The following is a 15,742-nucleotide window of genomic DNA, read 5'->3' as shown; positions in this document are numbered from 1 at the left end:
ATCGCGACTTTTTTGCCCGGACATTGGTGCGATCATGCCACGGCCGCCACGTGTGCGCCATGGGGGATACCAGTCTTGAGCGAATCGAGGCGCCTGTGCGGCTGCGAAGTCACGGCCGCGGCTTTCGCAGCGCCGCACGAACCAGGAGCGGTGCGAGGCTGGCCGCCCGCGCACCCCGATCGAGGACGAGGCGCGGAACGGCGAGTCCGAGGATGTCGGCGGGTTCCGGCGGCTCGGGCAAGCGCGGTGCCGTCTCCACCAGGTCGACGGCGAGATGCAGCACCGCCTCCGGCCGCACCGCCAGGCCGAGATCGGCCGCCGACAGGATTCCCTGGCCGCGGACCTCGACACGTCCGGCGAGCGCGGGATGGGGACCGGCCGTGATTCGCCCGTCGCGAATCGCGCAGACGACCCGGTCGTCCGCCACGAAGGCGCCGTCCGGCGCGGCGGCGAGCAGGAGCGCGAGGCTGGACTTGCCCGCGCCCGAGGGACCCCGAATCAGGATGCCGGCCCCGCACAGCGCGATGCAGGCGCCGTGCAGGGTGACCATCAGGCGTGGAGCTGCCGCGGCGCCGCCGGCAGGCGCACGATGAAGCGGGCGCCGCGCACCGTCGGCTCGCCGTCCTCGTCGGGGGCGCCGGGCCGGTTCTCGGCGCGGATCGTGCCGCGATGGGCCTGGACGATCTGGCGGGAGATCGACAGGCCGAGGCCGGAGTTCTGGCCGAAACCCTGCTCCGGCCGGTCGGTGTAGAAGCGCTCGAAGATCCGTTCCAGGGCGTGCTCCGGGATGCCAGGTCCCTCGTCCTCGCAGATCATCTCGACCTCGCCGCGCACGCGGCGCAGCACGACCCGGACCTTCGCGTCGGTCGGCGAGAACGAGCGGGCGTTGTCGAGGAGGTTGTTGACCACCTGCCCGAGCCGGCTGTCGTGGCCGATAATCGTGAACGGCGCGTCCTGCTCCGAGCCCGTCGCCTCGACGTCGAGCTGGATCAGGCAATCCTTCGGGCGCCGGCGCTCGTTGGCGACCGACACGACGGTGGTGAGCAGCCGCCGGAGATCGACGCGCCGGGCCTCGGCGCGGGCGAGCTCCGCGTCGAGGCGCGAGGCGTCGGCGATGTCGCTGATCAGACGGTCGAGGCGCTTCACGTCGTGCTGGATGATCGCCATCAGCCGGCCACGGGACTCGTCGGTCTTGGCGAGCGGCAGTGTCTCGACCGCGCTGCGGAGCGAGGTCAGCGGGTTCTTCAACTCGTGGCTGACATCCGCCGCAAAACTCTCGATCGCGTCGATTCGCCGGTAGAGGGCCTGAGTCATGTCGCGCAGGGCGCCCGACAGGTGGCCGATCTCGTCCGTACGTTCGGTGAAGTCCGGGATCTCCTCGCGGGTCTTGATACCCATGCGGACCTTCTCGGCGGCCTCCGCGAGGCGGCGGACCGGTCCCGCGATCGCACCCGCCAGCAGGAACGAGAGCACCACCATCACCGCCGAGGCGACGAGGAAGACCTGCAGCAGACCGAACCGCTCCGAAGCGATGACCCGGTCGATGGCGTCGCCCTGAGTCGAGATCAGGAGGGCGCCGCGGACCGAGCCCGCCCGGTGGATCGGCACCGCCACCGAGACGGTGGTCTCACCGAGCTTGTTCCGGCGCACGAGGCTGCCGCGGTTGCCGCCGAGCGCCGCCTGGACCTCCCGGAGCGAGTGCCCGTTCACCGGCCCCGTCTCCTCGGTGGTCTCGGACCGGCTGCGGAACAGGCCGCCGAGCTTGGACTGGACCGCCTCGAAGGCGGATTCGAGGATGCCGGGCTTGTGGGGCTTCGGCTCGAGCGGGTCGGGCCGGCTGGCATCGCCGCGCTTGAACAGGGTGCGGGTGTCGAACAGGAGGCCGCCCTCCTGGTCGTAGACCCGGGCGCGGTTGCCCGTCGGCGTCACGAGGCGCGACAGCAGCGGCGCCACCTTCTCGGGGTTCAGCGAGAAGGCGAGCGGCTGCGATTCCTCCTCCGCCGCCTCGCCGGCCTGCTGCTGGAGCAGCTTGTCGGGATCGATGCGGATCGTGTCGGTGTCCACCGAGGCCGAGGCGGCGATCGCCCCCGCGATGATCTCGCCCTGGATGGCGAGGCTCTGGATCCGGGCCTGGATCAGGCCCTGGCGGAACTGGTTGAGGTAGAGGAACCCGACGAGGAGCGCGATCAGCCCGACGAGGTTGAGGACGACGATGCGGCGCGTCAGGCTCGACGAGGCGCGCTGGCCGACCGCCTCCCACACGGCGCGGGGCCAGCCGAGCGGTCGGGACAGGGTCTGGGCCAGGGAGGCGCGGGGCGGGGCATCCTCGGTCTGGGTCTGGGTACGTGCGGCCACGGGGCTGATCCTGGAGATCACGCCTCCTTGAAGCGGTAGCCGACGCCGTAGAGCGTCTCGATCATGTCGAAGCTCTGGTCGGTGACCTTGAACTTCTTCCGCAACCGCTTGATGTGGCTGTCGATGGTCCGGTCATCGACGTAGACTTGGTCGTCGTAGGCCGCGTCCATGAGCGCGTTGCGGCTCTTCACGACGCCGGGGCGCTGGGCGAGCGCCTGGAGGATCAGGAACTCCGTGACCGTCAGCGTCACCGGCTCGCCCTTCCACGTGCAGGTGTGCCGCTCGGGATCCATCATCAGCGCGCCGCGCTCGAGCGACCGGGCCGCGACCTCGGCCTCGCCGCGGGGCGTGCTGCCGGGGGCCTCCTTGGCGAAGCGCCGGAGCACCGCCTTCACCCGCTCCACCAGCAGGCGCTGCGAGAACGGCTTATGGATGAAGTCGTCCGCGCCCATCTTGAGGCCGAACAGCTCGTCGATCTCCTCGTCCTTCGACGTCAGAAAGATCACGGGAAGGTCAGATTTCTGCCGCAGGCGTCGGAGAAGCTCCATCCCGTCCATGCGCGGCATCTTGATGTCGAAGATCGCGAGATCGGGCGGGGAGTGGCGCAGACCGTCCAGCGCGGAGGCCCCGTCCGTGTAGGTCTGGATGCGGTAGCCTTCGGTCTCCAGCGCGATCGACACAGAGGTGAGGATGTTCCGGTCGTCGTCGACGAGGGCGATGGTCGGCATGCGCGGTCCCTGACTGAACGGGCTCAGGCGCGGTCCCGGCTCTTCGCACAGGCCGCGCCACGTCCCGGCCCCGAGGGGGCAGACAAAAACGCGAACCGGGCAGTTTGGGCGCAGCCCGGCACACGCAAAGGGACAGGTGCTTTAGTACGGCCGATCGGAAAAAGCGAGCGGCGGTCATAGCTTGGCCGTAACACGGGAGCGCACCGGTCCTTCCGCGGCCCATCTGACGCGGTCGCGGTGCCTCGCGCCGCCGACGCTGCGCCGCTAACGTGGCGGCGAAACCGGGCGGCTGTCCGGAGGGGAGGAATCGCGCATGGGCGAGACGATCGACACGGGTCCCGGCGCGGGCGGACCGGCCCGTCCGCTGCCGGCCGAGGCGGCGCCGTTCGACGCGATCGGCCTGGCGCGCACGCTCCTGCGCAGCGTCCGGTCCGGGGCGCTCGCGACCCTGGAGCCGGACGGCACGCCCTTCGCCTCCCTCGTCACCATCGCCACCGACGCGGACGGCACGCCGCTGATGCTGTTGTCGCGGCTGTCGGCCCACACCCGCAACCTGCTCGCCGACCCGCGCTGCTCGCTGCTGTTCTCGCAGGGCGGCAAGGGCGATCCCCTCGCCCATCCCCGCCTGACGGTGGTCGGACGCGCTCTGCAGACCGCCGAGGCGCGGGCCCGGGAGCGGTTCCTGGCCCGGCACCCGAAGGCCAAGCTCTACGCCGATTTCCCGGATTTCGGCTTCTTCGCCCTGGCGCCGGAGGCCGGCCACCTCAATGGCGGCTTCGCCAAGGCCGCGACCCTGACCCGCGACCAGCTCCTCCTCGACCTCTCGGACGCGCAGGCGATCGTGGCGGGCGAGCGGGGCGCCGTCGAGCACATGAACGCCGACCACGCCGACGCGCTGGCGCTCTACGCTGCCGGCGCCGGCGGCGCGGCCGACCTGCCCTGGCGACTCACCGGCCTCGACCCCGAGGGCATGGACCTGATGGCGGCCGACCGCACGGTGCGCGTCCCCTATCCGGAGCGCGTCACCGACATGGGTGCGCTGCGCAAAAGCCTCGTTGCCATGGCCGCGCGGGCGCGCGCGACCGGTGCGGACGCGTAAACGCGCAAGGACTTGGCGATCAGGCATGGCGAAAGGTCGCTGACCGCCCCATATCGGCCCCATGAGCGATACCCAGACAGATACCTACCCCTTCAGCCTCGACGTGGAGCCGGTCGGCGAGAGCGGCTCCCTGTTCCAGTGGAGCATCCGCAAGCACGGCAAGCTGCACCAGCGCTCGGACCGGAAGCATCCGACCGAGGCCAAGGCGCGCTCCCACGGCGAGGCCGAGATCGAGCGACTGATCCGCGACCGCGGTCGCTGAGCCGGATCGCTCCTCGGCGCCAGACACGATCGTGACCCGGGGGCCGGCTCGTTCCGGCCCCCGTTCGCTTGCGTGCGATCACCGACCGGGCCCGCTCTCCCCCCGGGCGCTCAGGCCGCGCTTGGCGCCTTCCCGCCGCGCTGCTATCTCGCGCGGGAGCCGCTCCATCCGAACACGTCCCGACGTCAGACGGTGCGCGCCGGCGCGCGCCCGAACGGAATGCCGATGACAGCCCCGATCGACACCATCCGCAACTTCTCGATCGTCGCGCATATCGACCACGGCAAATCGACCTTGGCCGACCGGCTGATCCAGGCCACCGGCACGGTCGCGCTCCGCGACATGAGCGAGCAGATGCTCGACTCGATGGACATCGAGAAGGAGCGCGGCATCACCATCAAGGCGCAGACCGTGCGCCTGGAGTACAAGGCCCAGGACGGCAAGGACTACGTCCTGAACCTGATGGACACGCCCGGCCACGTGGACTTCGCCTACGAGGTCTCGCGCTCGCTCGCCGCCTGCGAGGGCTCGCTCCTGGTGGTCGACGCCTCGCAGGGTGTCGAGGCGCAGACGCTCGCCAACGTCTACCAGGCGCTCGACGCCAACCACGAGATCGTCCCGGTCCTCAACAAGGTCGACCTGCCCGCCGCCGAGCCGGACCGGGTCAAGGAGCAGATCGAGGAGGTGATCGGCCTCGACGCCTCCGATGCCGTGCCGATCTCGGCCAAGACCGGCCTCAACATCGAGGCTGTGCTCGAGGCGATCGTCACCCGCCTGCCGCCGCCGAAGGGCAGGAGCGACGCGCCCTTGAAGGCGCTGCTCGTGGACAGCTGGTACGACGCCTATCTCGGCGTCGTCGTGCTGGTGCGGATCATCGACGGCACCCTCAAGAAGGGCATGACCATCCGCATGATGGGCGCCGACGCCGTCTACGGCGTCGACCGGATCGGTGTGTTCCGGCCGAAGATGGCCGACATCGACGCGCTGGGCCCGGGCGAGGTCGGCTTCTTCACCGGCTCGATCAAGGAGGTGGCCGACACCCGCGTCGGCGACACGATCTCCGAGGACGAGCGCCAGACCACCGAGATGCTGCCGGGCTTCAAGGAGGTCCAGGCGGTGGTGTTCTGCGGCCTGTTCCCGGTAGACGCGGCCGAGTTCGAGAACCTGCGCTCCGCCATGGGCAAGCTCCGGCTCAACGACGCCTCGTTCTCCTACGAGATGGAGACGTCGGCGGCGCTGGGCTTCGGGTTCCGCTGCGGCTTCCTCGGGCTCCTGCACCTGGAGATCATCCAGGAGCGGCTGGAGCGCGAGTTCAACCTCGACCTGATCTCCACGGCGCCCTCGGTGGTCTACCACCTGAAGATGCGCGACGGCGAGACCAAGGAGCTGCACAACCCGGCCGACATGCCGGACATCATGAAGATCGAGACGATCGAGGAGCCGTGGATCCGCGCCACGATCCTGACGCCCGACGAGTATCTCGGCGGCGTGCTGAAGCTCTGCCAGGACCGCCGCGGCGTGCAGATCGACCTCAACTACGTCGGCAAGCGCGCCATGGTGGTCTACGACCTGCCGCTGAACGAGGTCGTCTTCGACTTCTACGACCGGCTGAAGTCGATCTCGAAGGGCTACGCCTCGTTCGACTACCACGTGTCGGATTACCGCGAGGGCGACCTCGTGAAGATGTCGATCCTGGTGAATGCCGAGCCGGTGGACGCCCTCTCGATGCTGGTCCACCGCACCCGCGCCGAGTCGCGCGGCCGGGCCATGTGCGAGAAGCTGAAGGACCTGATCCCCCGCCACCTGTTCCAGATCCCCGTCCAGGCGGCGATCGGCGGCAAGATCATCGCCCGCGAGACCATCCGGGCGCTGTCGAAGGACGTCACCGCCAAATGCTACGGCGGCGACATCTCGCGCAAGCGCAAGCTTCTCGACAAGCAGAAGGAAGGCAAGAAGAAGATGCGCCAGTTCGGGCGCGTCGAGATACCCCAGGAGGCGTTCATCGCCGCCCTGAAGATGGACGATTGATCCACCGCGTCATTGCGAGCGGAGCGAAGCAAACCAGGTGCGCGACGCTCGTCAATGGCCCGCCGCCCTGGGTTGCTTCGCTGCGCTCGCAATGACGGTGGTGCCGCTTACCCCGGCGGCAGCACGTCGATCTGGATGCCCGCGTAGTACGCCGCCAGATTGGCGATGTCGGCGTCCGACAGTTCCTTCGCCACGACGTTCATGATCTCGTTCTGCCGCTTGCCGTCGCGGTACTCGGTGAGCGCCTTCACGAGGTAGGGCTCAACCTGCCCGGCAAGGTTCGGCGCCTCCGGCAGCTTCGAGAGCCCGTCCATGCCGTGGCAGGTCTGGCAGGCGGTCGCGCGCTTCTTGCCCGCGGCCGCGTCGCCGGCCTGCGCCGAGAGCGGGACGAGGGTGGCGGCGAGGACGAGAAGCGGGCGGATCATCGGGCGGGCTCGAACTCTGAGATCAGTGAAGACTTGCCCGCTCGCGTCGGAACGGGACGCGCGCCCCCTCCCGCACGTCAGAGAGGGCGCGTTGCGGCTTTCCGCGACCTGGCGCCTCGCGCAAGGAGAGGCGCCAGGTCACAACAGACTACTTCTCGTAGGAGATCCGGTAGATCGCCCCGGCGGAATCGTCCGAGACCAGCAGCGAGCCGTCGAGCATCACCGCGACGTCCACCGGGCGGCCGAGATACTCGCCGTCGCCGGTGAGCCACCCTTCCGCGAACGGCTTGACCGACTCGACCTTCCCGTCGGCCCCGAGCTTGGCGAACATCACCCGGGCACCCACCGGCTCGGTGCGGTTCCACGAGCCGTGCTCGGCGATGAAGATCCCGCCCTTGTAGGCGGCCGGGAACTGCTTGCCGTTGTAGAAGGTCATGCCGAGATCGGCCGCGTGCGGCGGCAGCTCGGCCTGCGGGGCGACGGCGTCGGCCGGCGGAGTCTGGTCCTTGTACTCGACCGTGCGGACCGAGCCGCCACCGAACCACGGGAAGCCGAAATTCTCGCCCGCCTTGGTGGAGCGGTTCAGTTCGCCCGGCGGCTTGTCGTCGCCCATGCCGTCGACCTGGTTGTCGGTGAACCACAGCGACTTGTCGGTATTGAAATCCATCCCGACGGAGTTGCGGATGCCGGTCGCGTAGACCTCGCGGTTCTTGCCGTCGGCGTCGATGCGGATGATGCCGCCGATGCCGGTCTTCTTGTAGAGGTCCGCCTTCTCGGCGGGCGGCACGTTGTAGGGCTGGCCGAGCGCGATGTAGGTCTTGCCGTCCGGCCCGACCCGGCAGACCCGGGCGGTGTGGTTGAAGCTCTCCTCGGAGGCCGGGATCAGCTGTCCCTGCTTGACCAGCACGCCGGCGGCGACGTCCGGGTTCTCGTAGAAGAACTCGGCGGCCGGGAAGGCCAGGACGCGGTTCTGCTCGACCACGGTGAGCACGCCGTCCTTCGAGAAGCAGACGCCGTTCGGGATCTTGAACGTGATGCCCGGCGCGAAGGGGCGGACCTCGTCGGCGACCCGGTCCTTGTCGCGGTCGGTGACCGTGTAGATCTTGCTCTTGCGCGTGCCGACGAACAGCACCCCGGCATTGGGACCGACCGCGATGGCGCGGGCGTCCGGCACCACCGCGTACAGGTCGATCTTGAAGCCGTCCGGCAGCTTGATCTTCGACAGGTTCTTGCGGATCGCGTCGGGGCGGCGGCCGGTCTGCGGGATCTCGGCGGCGGCCTGGGTGTCGGTGCTGTGGAAGCCCTGGAGCTTCTCGAGGTCGTCGGTCTTGGCCTTGGTCTCGGCAGGGGCCGCACCCTGCGCCAGGGCGGGGAGCACCGCCGCCGGCATGGCCACGCCCGCGAAGAGCGCGGCGAGAAGCAGAGATCGCATCGATAGAATCCTCCCGGCGGCCCTTGGACCAGGGCATTACCGGGAAGGAACGATAGGGGCGCCGCAGAGACCGGCAAGCCGCGCCGGTGACGCGGCAGGAGCCCTGTCGCTGTCCGCGGGGTTTCCGATCGTCACCTCAGTGGGGTCGCACCCTCCGTCATCGCGAGCGAAGCGAAGCGACCCAGGGCAGCGCGACTTCGAGGCGCTCAGCGCCGCCCTGGATTGCTTCGCTTCGCTCGCAAAGACGGGAGGCCGACCGGAACTGGCCTCAGGCGACCTTGCGCGGCACGAGGCGCTCGCTGCCCAGGGCGACGTCGGCCCCGGACACGCCGGATTCGGTGTACTCGGCGTCCTCGTTCACCCGCCAGACGTCGTGCCGGCGCCGGCCGCAGAGGATGTTCTCCACGGTCAGCATCGCGGTCATCATCGCGTGGTCCTGATTGTTGTACTTGTGCATGCCGTTGCGGCCCACGAGGTGCAGGCTCGGGAAATCCCGCTCCAGCTCCCGCCGCACGGTGACGACGTGGCCGGCATACTCTTCGTCGTAGACCGGGTAGGCCTTCGGCTGGCGGACCACGCAGGCATCGACGACGTCGGCCGGGTCGATCAGGCCGATCTGACCGATCTCGCGCTTGGCGAGCTCCACCAGCTCCGAATCGTCGGCGTTCCAGAGGCCGTCGCCCTCGAAGCAGAAATACTCCAGGCCCAGGCAGGTGTGGTCCGCGTCCGGCACCATCTCGGGCGACCAGGAGCGGAAATTCTGCACCCGGCCGACCTTCACCGACGGGTCGTGGATGTAGATCCAGTTGTCCGGGAAGTTCTTGTCCGACTTGGCGATGAGCGCCACCGTCAGGAAGTCGCGGTACTTCAGCGCCCGGGCGTTGAAGGTGCTGAGCGGCCGCGGGCGGATGGCATCGACGAGCTCGCGGACCGGCGCGGACGAGACGACGTTGCGGGCCGTGAAGGTCTCGCGGCTGCCGTCCGAGCGGCGGGCCGCCACCGTCCAGATGCCGGTGCCGGCATCGTAGCTGAGGGAGTCGACGCCGCGGTCGAGCTTCAGCTGCCCGCCCTGGGCGCGGATCTTGGCGGCGGCCGCCTCCCACATCATGCCGGGGCCGCGGCGGGGATAGCGGAACGACTCGATCAGCGTCTTGATGACGGGGCCGCCGGCCTTCGGCGCCTTGCGCAGGCCCAGCGACCGCTTGATGCCGTCGCGGATCGCCGCGCCGAGGTCGAGCCCCTTGATGCGCTGCGCCGCCCAGTCGGCCGAGATCGCGTCGCACGACATGCCCCACACCTTCTCGGTGTAGGTCTTGAAGAAGATCGAGAACAGGCGCTCGCCGAACTGGTTGCGGACCCAGGCGTGGAAGGTCTTGGGCTCCGCCACCGGCCGCAGGCGGGCGTAGAGGTAGGAGGCGACGCAGGCCGCGCTGGTGAGGATCCCGAGGTTGCGCAGAGCCTCGAAGGCCTTCAGCGGGTAGGCGTAGTAGCGCCCGCGATAGTAGATCCGCGACAGGCGCGGACGCTCGATGAAGTCGTCGGGGAGGATCTCGTCCCAGAGATCGACCACGGCCTGGGATTTCGAGAAGAACCGGTGGCCGCCGATGTCGAACAGGTAGCCGTTGTGCGAGACGGTGCGCGAGATCCCGCCGACCTGCGCCGGATCCCGCTCCAGGACGGTGACGGAGCGGCCCTTCTTCGACAGCAGGTAGGCGGCAGTCAGACCCGCAGGCCCGGCGCCGATCACCAGCGTCTCGGTGTGGTGGCTCATCCCATGCTCCGGCGATTGGTGCGGCGCGCGACGCGCAGGACGCCGACCGGTCGCCAGGATGCCCGGTCGTGGTTAAGGAATCGCTGGCGCCGCGGGGCCGGCTCGACGGCCGGGCCGCGCATCCGGTGCCCTTTGACCGCGCGTTAAGCGGAACCGCGCGAGCATGCCGGCGAGGGCATCGACCGCCCGCCCGGGTGATCCACCAACCATGCCGGCTCCGGCGCTACCCCTCTCCCGACCGCGCGGGCGGATCGAGGCCCTCACGCTGCTGTGGATCCTCGCCGCCCTGTGCATCGCGACGATGAACGCGCCCCACGCGGTTTGGGAAACCGTCCAGCACCTGCGCGTCCCGGATACCGACGACGCGATGCGCCTCGTGGAAGTCCGCGACCTGCTGGCCGGCCAGGGCTGGTACGACAACGTCCAGTACCGATTCCTGCCCCCGGGCGGCGTGCCGAGCCACTGGTCGCGCCTCGTCGACGCGCCCATCGCCGGCCTGATCCTGGCGCTCACGCCCCTGACGGGCCCCGCGCTCGCCGAGGGCCTGACGGCGGCACTCTGGCCCGTGTTGCTCTTCGGGCTCTACGGCTGGCTCCTGTATCGCGGCGTCCGGCACAGCTTCGGCAGCCGTGCCGCGCTCCTGGCCGTGATCGCGGCCACGCAGACCTTCGGTGTGACGATCCAGTTCCAGGCGGGGCGGGTGGACCACCACAATCTGCAGATTCTCTCGATCCTCGGTCTCGCCTTCTGCATGATCCGCGGCGGCCTGCGACCCGGCCTGATCAGCGGGATCCTGGCGGCCGTGTCGCTGGCGATCGGGCTCGAGGGCCTGCCCTTCGTCGCGCTGGCGGCCCTCTTCCTCACGGGCGACTGGTGCCTGCGCGGACGGCCCGCGCTGGCGTCGCTCGCGGGCTTCGGCATGGGTCTCGGCCTCGCCGCCCCCGCGCTGTTCGCTGTCCAGACGGCCCCCTCCCTCTGGGGTGTCTCCCACTGCGACGCGCTCTCGCCACCCTGGCTCTGGCTCACCCTGGGCGGCCTCACCCTCGCCGCGATCGCCGCCGGTGCGGGCGAGCGCCTCGCGACGGTTCCGGCGCGCCTCGCCCTCGCAGGCTTCGTAGGAAGCGTCTTGCTCGTCGGGTTCGCCGCCGCCTTCCCGTCCTGCCTCGGCGGCCCGTTCCCCGACATGCCGCCGCTGGTGCGGATCCACTGGCTGCTCACGGTCAACGAGATGGCGCCGCTGGTGAAGTTCGTGGCCCGCGGCCAGTGGGAGGCGCTGGTCTTCTACCCGGTCGTGATCCTCGCGAGTCTCACGGCCGCCGGGATGGTGTGGCGCGGCCCCGAACGCCGGGCCTGGTCGGTGGTCGCGCTGTTCCTGTGGCCGGGGCTGATCCTCGGCGTCGCGCAGTTCCGCGGACTCTACATCGTCTCCGGCTTCGTGCCGCTGGTGGCGGGCGTGGTCCTCGACCGCGCGCTGGCACGGGCAGCCCTGCCGGCCGGGGCGCGGCGCTGGCCCGTCGCGCTGCTCGGCGCCGCGATGGTCAGCAGCCTCTGGATGATCCCGGCGCTCCTGGCGGAGACCCTCGCGCCCGGCCTGCGCACCGCGCCCGACGCGGCCAAGACGAATGCCTGCCTCGGCGACGCCGCGGTCCGCCCCCTGGCGCACCTGCCGGAAGGCACCGTGCTCGCCCCGATCTTCATGGGGCCGTCGATCCTCCTCCGCACCCCGCACAGGATCGTTGCCGCGCCCTATCACCGGGCCATTCCCGGCCTCAAAGCGGCGATCGAGGGGCTGGGCGGCACCGAGGCCGACCTCGACCGGGTGCTGACGGCGTTCGACGTCCGCTACCTCGTCGCCTGCCCGGCCCGGCCGGCCGAGAACCTTCAGGCGGAGACGGCGTTCGCCACGCGGCTCGCCGCGGGCGCGGCCGGGAGCGCGCGCCTGGTGCCGCTGGACGTGCCCGGTCCCCTCAAGGTCTGGCGCGTCGCGCCCTGACGATCAGAGCAGGCGCCGATCGAGGCGGATGATCCGGCAGGGATCGCCGGCGCGCGCGGCCGGCGCGTGCGGGGCGCGGATCAGCAGGGCTTCGGACCGTCCGAGGACGGCGAGCATCGACGAGTCCTGACGCCGCTCGGCGGTCGCGACCGGTAGACGGTCGGGCTCGAGGGCGAGGCTCGCCCGCATGTAGTCGGCCCGGCCGTCATTCTCCGGCATGTCGCGGCCGAGCGTCGCCGGCTCGCTCCGGTCGGCACCGGCCCGCGGATCACCCTGGAGCGCGCGGATGGCGGGCACCACGAACAGGAGCCCGCACACGATGGACGAGACCGGATTGCCCGGCAGGCCGATGACCAGCATGTCGCCGAGGCGGCCGTGCATCAGCGGCTTGCCCGGCCGGAGGGCGACCCTCCAGAAGCCGAGCTCCAACCCCTCCTTGGCGAGGGCGGCCTGAACCAGATCGTGGTCGCCGACGGAGGCGCCTCCGAGGGTGATCAGCAGGTCGGCCCGCGCCGCGCGGGCGCGACGGAACGCGTCCGCCAGGGCGTCGTGGTCGTCCCCCGCGATGCCGAGATCGACGATGTCGGCGCCCGCCTCGGCGGCGAGGGCACCGAGCGCGAGGCTGTTGGAGGCGACGATCTGGTCCCAGCCGGGCGTCGCGCCCGCCTCCACCAGCTCGTCACCGGTGGCGAGGATCGCGACGCGCGGCCGGCGGCGGACCGGGAGGCGCGGATGACCGGCCGCCGCGGCGAGCGCCAGCCGCCGCGCATCGAGGCTCATGCCGGCCGGGATCAGGGTCTCGCCGGCGGTGAAGTCGAGGCCGGCCCGGCGGATGAACCGCGCCGTCTCCACGGGCTCCAGGACGCGCACCGCGCCCGCCTCGGCGGCGGCGTTCTCCTGGATCAGGATCGCGTCCGCGCCCTCCGGCACCGGCGCCCCGGTGAAGATCCGGACCGCCTCGCCCGGGCCGATGCGGCCGGAGAAGCCGTGACCGGCCGCGCTGGCGCCGATCAGCCGCAGGGTCGCCCCGACCTCCCCGGCGTCGGCGCCGCGCACGGCGTAGCCGTCCATGGCAGAGGCCGGGAACGGCGGCTGGGTCCGTGAGGCGACGACGTCCGCGGCGAGCGTCCGGCCGCAGGCCTGCGCCAGCGGGACGGTCTCCGGCTCGACCGGCGCGGCGACGCTCGCGAGCACCCGCGCCAGCGCCTCGGCGACCGGGATCAGGCCGCTCATTCCGCCGGGGCCCGGTAAGTGCCCGAGCGGCCCCCGTCCTTGGCGGTCAGCCGGATCCCCTCGATCCGCATGCCGCGATCGACCGCCTTCACCATGTCGTAGACCGTCAGGCACGCCACCGAGACGGCGGTCAGCGCCTCCATCTCGACGCCGGTCGGGCCCTGGACCCGGACCTCGGCGGCGATGCGCAGGCCCGGGAGCGCGTCGTCGGGCTCGCACTCGACCCGCACCTTCGACAGCAGCAGCGGGTGGCAGAGCGGGATCAGCTCGTGGGTGCGCTTGGCCGCCATGATGCCGGCGAGCCTGGCCGTGCCGATCACGTCGCCCTTCTTGGCGTCGCCCTCGCGGATCAGGGCCAGGGTCTCCGGCCTCATCACGATCTGGCCTTCCGCCCGGGCCGTCCGGTCGGTGGCGGGCTTGTCGGTGACGTCGACCATGTTGGCCGCGCCGCTGGTGTCGAGATGGGTCAGCGTCGAGCCCGGCCGCATGCCTTACGCCTTCTTCCGCGGCTTGCCGCCCTTGGCCTCCGCGGCGCCGAACAGCAGGGCGCGGGCCGCCTCCGCGACGTCCGGCTGCCGCATCAGGCTCTCGCCGACCAGCACCACGCCGAGGCCGTTGTCCCGCAGCCGGACCACGTCGGCGTGGTCGCCGATGCCGCTCTCGGCCACGGCGATCCGGTCCGCCGGGATCCCCGGCGCCAGGCGGATCGCGGTCTCGAACGAGACCTCGAAGGTCTTAAGGTTGCGGTTGTTGATGCCGATCAGCGCCGTGCCGAGGGGGATCGCCCGCGCCAGCTCGGCCTCGTCGTGCACCTCGACCAGGACGTCCATCCCGAGGAGGTGCGCCGTCTCCACCAGGGCGACGGCCTCGTCGTCGTCGAGGCAGGCCATGATGACCAGGATGCAGTCGGCGCCCCAGGCCCGGGCCTCGTAGACTTGATAGGGCTCGAACAGGAAATCCTTGCGCAGGACGGGCAACGCGCAGGCGGCGCGCGCCGCCGTCAGGTACTCCGGCCGCCCCTGGAACGAGGGCTCGTCGGTCAGCACCGACAGGCAGGTGGCGCCGCCGGCCTCGTAGGCGGCGGCGAGGCTTGCCGGGTCGAAATCGGCGCGGATCAGGCCCTTCGAGGGCGAGGCCTTCTTCACCTCGGCGATGAGCGCCGGGCGGTCCGCGGCGAGATGGCTTCGGATCGCCGCCGCGAAGCCGCGCACCGGCTCCGCCTGCGCGACCTTCCGCTCCAGCTTGGCCAGCGGCACGCGCAGCTTCGCCTCGGCGATCTCGCGGCGCTTGTAGGCCTCGATGCGGGCGAGGACGTTCGGCCGCTCGGTCGGCGTCCCGGCGCCGGTCTCCGGGGTCGCCTCGTGCGTCAGCGAGCTCATCGGCCCTCCTGCCCGTTGGAGTGGTCGTTCGAGGCCCGGACGAGGCGGGCGAGCGTCGCCCGGGCGGCCCCGGAATCGACGGCATCCTGCGCCCGCGCGACGCCGTCCGCCAGGGCCTCCGCGGCGCCCGCGACCACGAGCGCCGCCCCCGCGTTGAGGACCGCGATGTCCCGGTAGGCGTTCCGCGCCCCCGCCAGGACGGCCTCCAGGGACCGCGCGTTGTCGGCCGGGTCGCCGCCGCGCAGCTCCTCGGGCGCGCGCAGCGCCAGACCGAAGTCGCGCGGGTCGATGGTGAAGTGGGATAGCCGCCCCTCGTCGAGGGCGACCACCCGCGTCGGGCCCGTGACGGTGATCTCGTCGAGCCCGTCGGACCCGTGGACGGTCCAGACCCGGCGGCTGCCAAGCTCGGCCAGGACCCGAGTCAGCGGCTCCGCGAGCGCCTCCTGGGCGACGCCGAAGAGCTGATAGCCGACGCCGGCCGGGTTGCTCAGCGGCCCCAGCAGGTTGAAGATCGTCCGCACGGGCAGTTCGGACCGGACCGCCGCGACGTGGCGCATCGCCGGGTGGTGGGCCTGCGCGAACAGGAAGCAGAGTCCGGCCTCGGCGAGGCAGCGGGCCTGCGCGGCGGGGTCGAGCCCGAGCCGCACGCCCAGGGCCGCGAGCACGTCGGCGGCGCCGGAGCGCGAGGTCGCCGCCCGGTTCCCGTGCTTGGCCACCGGCACGCCGCAGGCGGCCACGACGATCGCCGCCAGAGTGGAGACGTTGACGCTGCCGGAATGGTCGCCGCCGGTGCCGACGACGTCGACGGCGTTCGCGGGCGCCGCGACGCGGGTCATGCGCGCCCGCATGGCCTCGGCGGCGCCGACGATCTCCTCGACGGTCTCGCCGCGCACCTTGAGGGCGGTCAGGAAGGCGCCGGCCTGGACCGGCGTGACCTCGCCCGACAGCAGGTCGTCGAAGGCGGCGCGGGCCTCGGCGCGGTCGAGGGCGAGGCCCCCGGCGACCTTCGCGAGATGGGGTCTGAAGCTGTCCATGGG

The 15,742-nt window shown here is 71.3% G+C and carries 14 protein-coding genes; 4 read left to right on the top strand and 10 right to left on the bottom strand.

Features of this window, described 5'->3' with window-relative positions; genetic code table 11:
• Positions 1-109: 109 nt before the first annotated feature.
• Genes BMY19_RS03350 through BMY19_RS03340 form a run of 3 tightly spaced genes read right to left on the bottom strand, consistent with a single transcriptional unit; the run spans position 110 to position 3,083 of the window.
• Positions 110-550 (bottom strand): HPr kinase/phosphorylase, encoded by a 441-nt coding sequence (locus BMY19_RS03350; RefSeq protein ID WP_100250822.1) that lies wholly within the window; start codon positions 548-550, stop codon positions 110-112.
• Positions 550-2,355 (bottom strand): sensor histidine kinase, encoded by a 1,806-nt coding sequence (locus BMY19_RS03345; RefSeq protein ID WP_020094606.1) that lies wholly within the window; start codon positions 2,353-2,355, stop codon positions 550-552. Before BMY19_RS03345 ends, BMY19_RS03350 begins: the two co-directional genes overlap by 1 nt.
• Positions 2,356-2,372: 17 nt before the next feature.
• Entirely contained in the window at positions 2,373-3,083 is a 711-nt protein-coding gene (locus tag BMY19_RS03340; RefSeq protein WP_020094607.1) for a response regulator transcription factor, read from the bottom strand.
• A 313-nt stretch (positions 3,084-3,396) separates the two neighbouring features.
• On the opposite strand from BMY19_RS03340, the gene BMY19_RS03335 reads away from it, so the two are divergent.
• The 3 genes from BMY19_RS03335 (at position 3,397) to lepA (ending at position 6,472) form a co-directional block, all read left to right on the top strand.
• A complete protein-coding gene (locus BMY19_RS03335) occupies positions 3,397-4,182 on the top strand; it encodes a HugZ family pyridoxamine 5'-phosphate oxidase (protein ID WP_091680758.1) in 786 nt (261 codons plus the stop codon).
• A 61-nt stretch (positions 4,183-4,243) separates the two neighbouring features.
• Positions 4,244-4,444, top strand: coding sequence for a hypothetical protein (locus tag BMY19_RS03330; RefSeq protein WP_010682254.1), 201 nt, complete (start codon positions 4,244-4,246; stop codon positions 4,442-4,444).
• 225 nt (positions 4,445-4,669) lie between these two features.
• Positions 4,670-6,472, top strand: coding sequence for a translation elongation factor 4 (gene lepA / locus BMY19_RS03325; RefSeq protein WP_100250858.1), 1,803 nt, complete (start codon positions 4,670-4,672; stop codon positions 6,470-6,472).
• Between the two features lie 107 nt (positions 6,473-6,579).
• Here the strand turns inward: lepA and BMY19_RS03320 are convergent, their stop codons facing one another.
• The 3 genes from BMY19_RS03320 to BMY19_RS03310 all read right to left on the bottom strand — a co-directional run bounded on the left by BMY19_RS03320 (position 6,580) and on the right by BMY19_RS03310 (position 10,100).
• Positions 6,580-6,897, bottom strand: a complete 318-nt coding sequence (locus tag BMY19_RS03320; RefSeq protein WP_091680759.1) for a c-type cytochrome — start codon at positions 6,895-6,897, stop codon at positions 6,580-6,582.
• A gap of 148 nt (positions 6,898-7,045) precedes the next feature.
• Positions 7,046-8,329 (bottom strand): PQQ-dependent sugar dehydrogenase, encoded by a 1,284-nt coding sequence (locus BMY19_RS03315; RefSeq protein WP_020094611.1) that lies wholly within the window; start codon positions 8,327-8,329, stop codon positions 7,046-7,048.
• 268 nt (positions 8,330-8,597) lie between these two features.
• Positions 8,598-10,100 carry an NAD(P)/FAD-dependent oxidoreductase gene (locus tag BMY19_RS03310; protein ID WP_020094612.1) on the bottom strand — a complete coding sequence of 501 codons (1,503 nt, stop codon included), beginning with the start codon at positions 10,098-10,100 and terminating at the stop codon, positions 8,598-8,600.
• A gap of 208 nt (positions 10,101-10,308) precedes the next feature.
• On the opposite strand from BMY19_RS03310, the gene BMY19_RS03305 reads away from it, so the two are divergent.
• Positions 10,309-12,093, top strand: coding sequence for a hypothetical protein (locus tag BMY19_RS03305; protein ID WP_100250821.1), 1,785 nt, complete (start codon positions 10,309-10,311; stop codon positions 12,091-12,093).
• Between the two features lie 3 nt (positions 12,094-12,096).
• Here BMY19_RS03305 and glp read toward each other — a convergent pair whose 3' ends face one another.
• From glp to trpD, 4 genes are read right to left on the bottom strand one after another with little or no spacing between them, the layout of a single operon-like run.
• A complete protein-coding gene (gene glp / locus BMY19_RS03300; RefSeq protein ID WP_100250820.1) occupies positions 12,097-13,326 on the bottom strand; it encodes a molybdopterin molybdotransferase MoeA in 1,230 nt (409 codons plus the stop codon).
• Entirely contained in the window at positions 13,323-13,814 is a 492-nt protein-coding gene (gene moaC, locus BMY19_RS03295) for a cyclic pyranopterin monophosphate synthase MoaC (protein ID WP_056528122.1), read from the bottom strand. Before moaC ends, glp begins: the two co-directional genes overlap by 4 nt.
• 3 nt (positions 13,815-13,817) lie before the next feature.
• Positions 13,818-14,705 carry an indole-3-glycerol phosphate synthase TrpC gene (trpC, locus tag BMY19_RS03290; protein WP_056528117.1) on the bottom strand — a complete coding sequence of 296 codons (888 nt, stop codon included), beginning with the start codon at positions 14,703-14,705 and terminating at the stop codon, positions 13,818-13,820.
• Complete coding sequence (gene trpD / locus BMY19_RS03285) at positions 14,702-15,739, bottom strand: anthranilate phosphoribosyltransferase (RefSeq protein ID WP_100250819.1); 1,038 nt, start codon at positions 15,737-15,739, stop codon at positions 14,702-14,704. Before trpD ends, trpC begins: the two co-directional genes overlap by 4 nt.
• Positions 15,740-15,742: the final 3 nt, after the last annotated feature.

Origin of the sequence: Methylobacterium sp. UNC300MFChir4.1 (assembly GCF_900110155.1) — a bacterium.
Lineage (GTDB): Bacteria > Pseudomonadota > Alphaproteobacteria > Rhizobiales > Beijerinckiaceae > Methylobacterium.
This window is presented reverse-complemented; position numbering and strand designations above follow the sequence as displayed.

Coding starts and splice junctions, on each gene's coding strand:
- BMY19_RS03350 (WP_100250822.1), bottom strand. CDS start 550: ATGGTCACCCTGCACGGCGCCTGCATCGCGCTGTGCGGGGCCGGCATC.
- BMY19_RS03340 (WP_020094607.1), bottom strand. CDS start 3,083: ATGCCGACCATCGCCCTCGTCGACGACGACCGGAACATCCTCACCTCT.
- BMY19_RS03335 (WP_091680758.1), top strand. CDS start 3,397: ATGGGCGAGACGATCGACACGGGTCCCGGCGCGGGCGGACCGGCCCGT.
- BMY19_RS03330 (WP_010682254.1), top strand. CDS start 4,244: ATGAGCGATACCCAGACAGATACCTACCCCTTCAGCCTCGACGTGGAG.
- lepA (WP_100250858.1), top strand. CDS start 4,670: ATGACAGCCCCGATCGACACCATCCGCAACTTCTCGATCGTCGCGCAT.
- BMY19_RS03320 (WP_091680759.1), bottom strand. CDS start 6,897: ATGATCCGCCCGCTTCTCGTCCTCGCCGCCACCCTCGTCCCGCTCTCG.
- BMY19_RS03315 (WP_020094611.1), bottom strand. CDS start 8,329: ATGCGATCTCTGCTTCTCGCCGCGCTCTTCGCGGGCGTGGCCATGCCG.
- BMY19_RS03310 (WP_020094612.1), bottom strand. CDS start 10,100: ATGAGCCACCACACCGAGACGCTGGTGATCGGCGCCGGGCCTGCGGGT.
- BMY19_RS03305 (WP_100250821.1), top strand. CDS start 10,309: ATGCCGGCTCCGGCGCTACCCCTCTCCCGACCGCGCGGGCGGATCGAG.
- glp (WP_100250820.1), bottom strand. CDS start 13,326: ATGAGCGGCCTGATCCCGGTCGCCGAGGCGCTGGCGCGGGTGCTCGCG.
- moaC (WP_056528122.1), bottom strand. CDS start 13,814: ATGCGGCCGGGCTCGACGCTGACCCATCTCGACACCAGCGGCGCGGCC.
- trpC (WP_056528117.1), bottom strand. CDS start 14,705: ATGAGCTCGCTGACGCACGAGGCGACCCCGGAGACCGGCGCCGGGACG.
- trpD (WP_100250819.1), bottom strand. CDS start 15,739: ATGGACAGCTTCAGACCCCATCTCGCGAAGGTCGCCGGGGGCCTCGCC.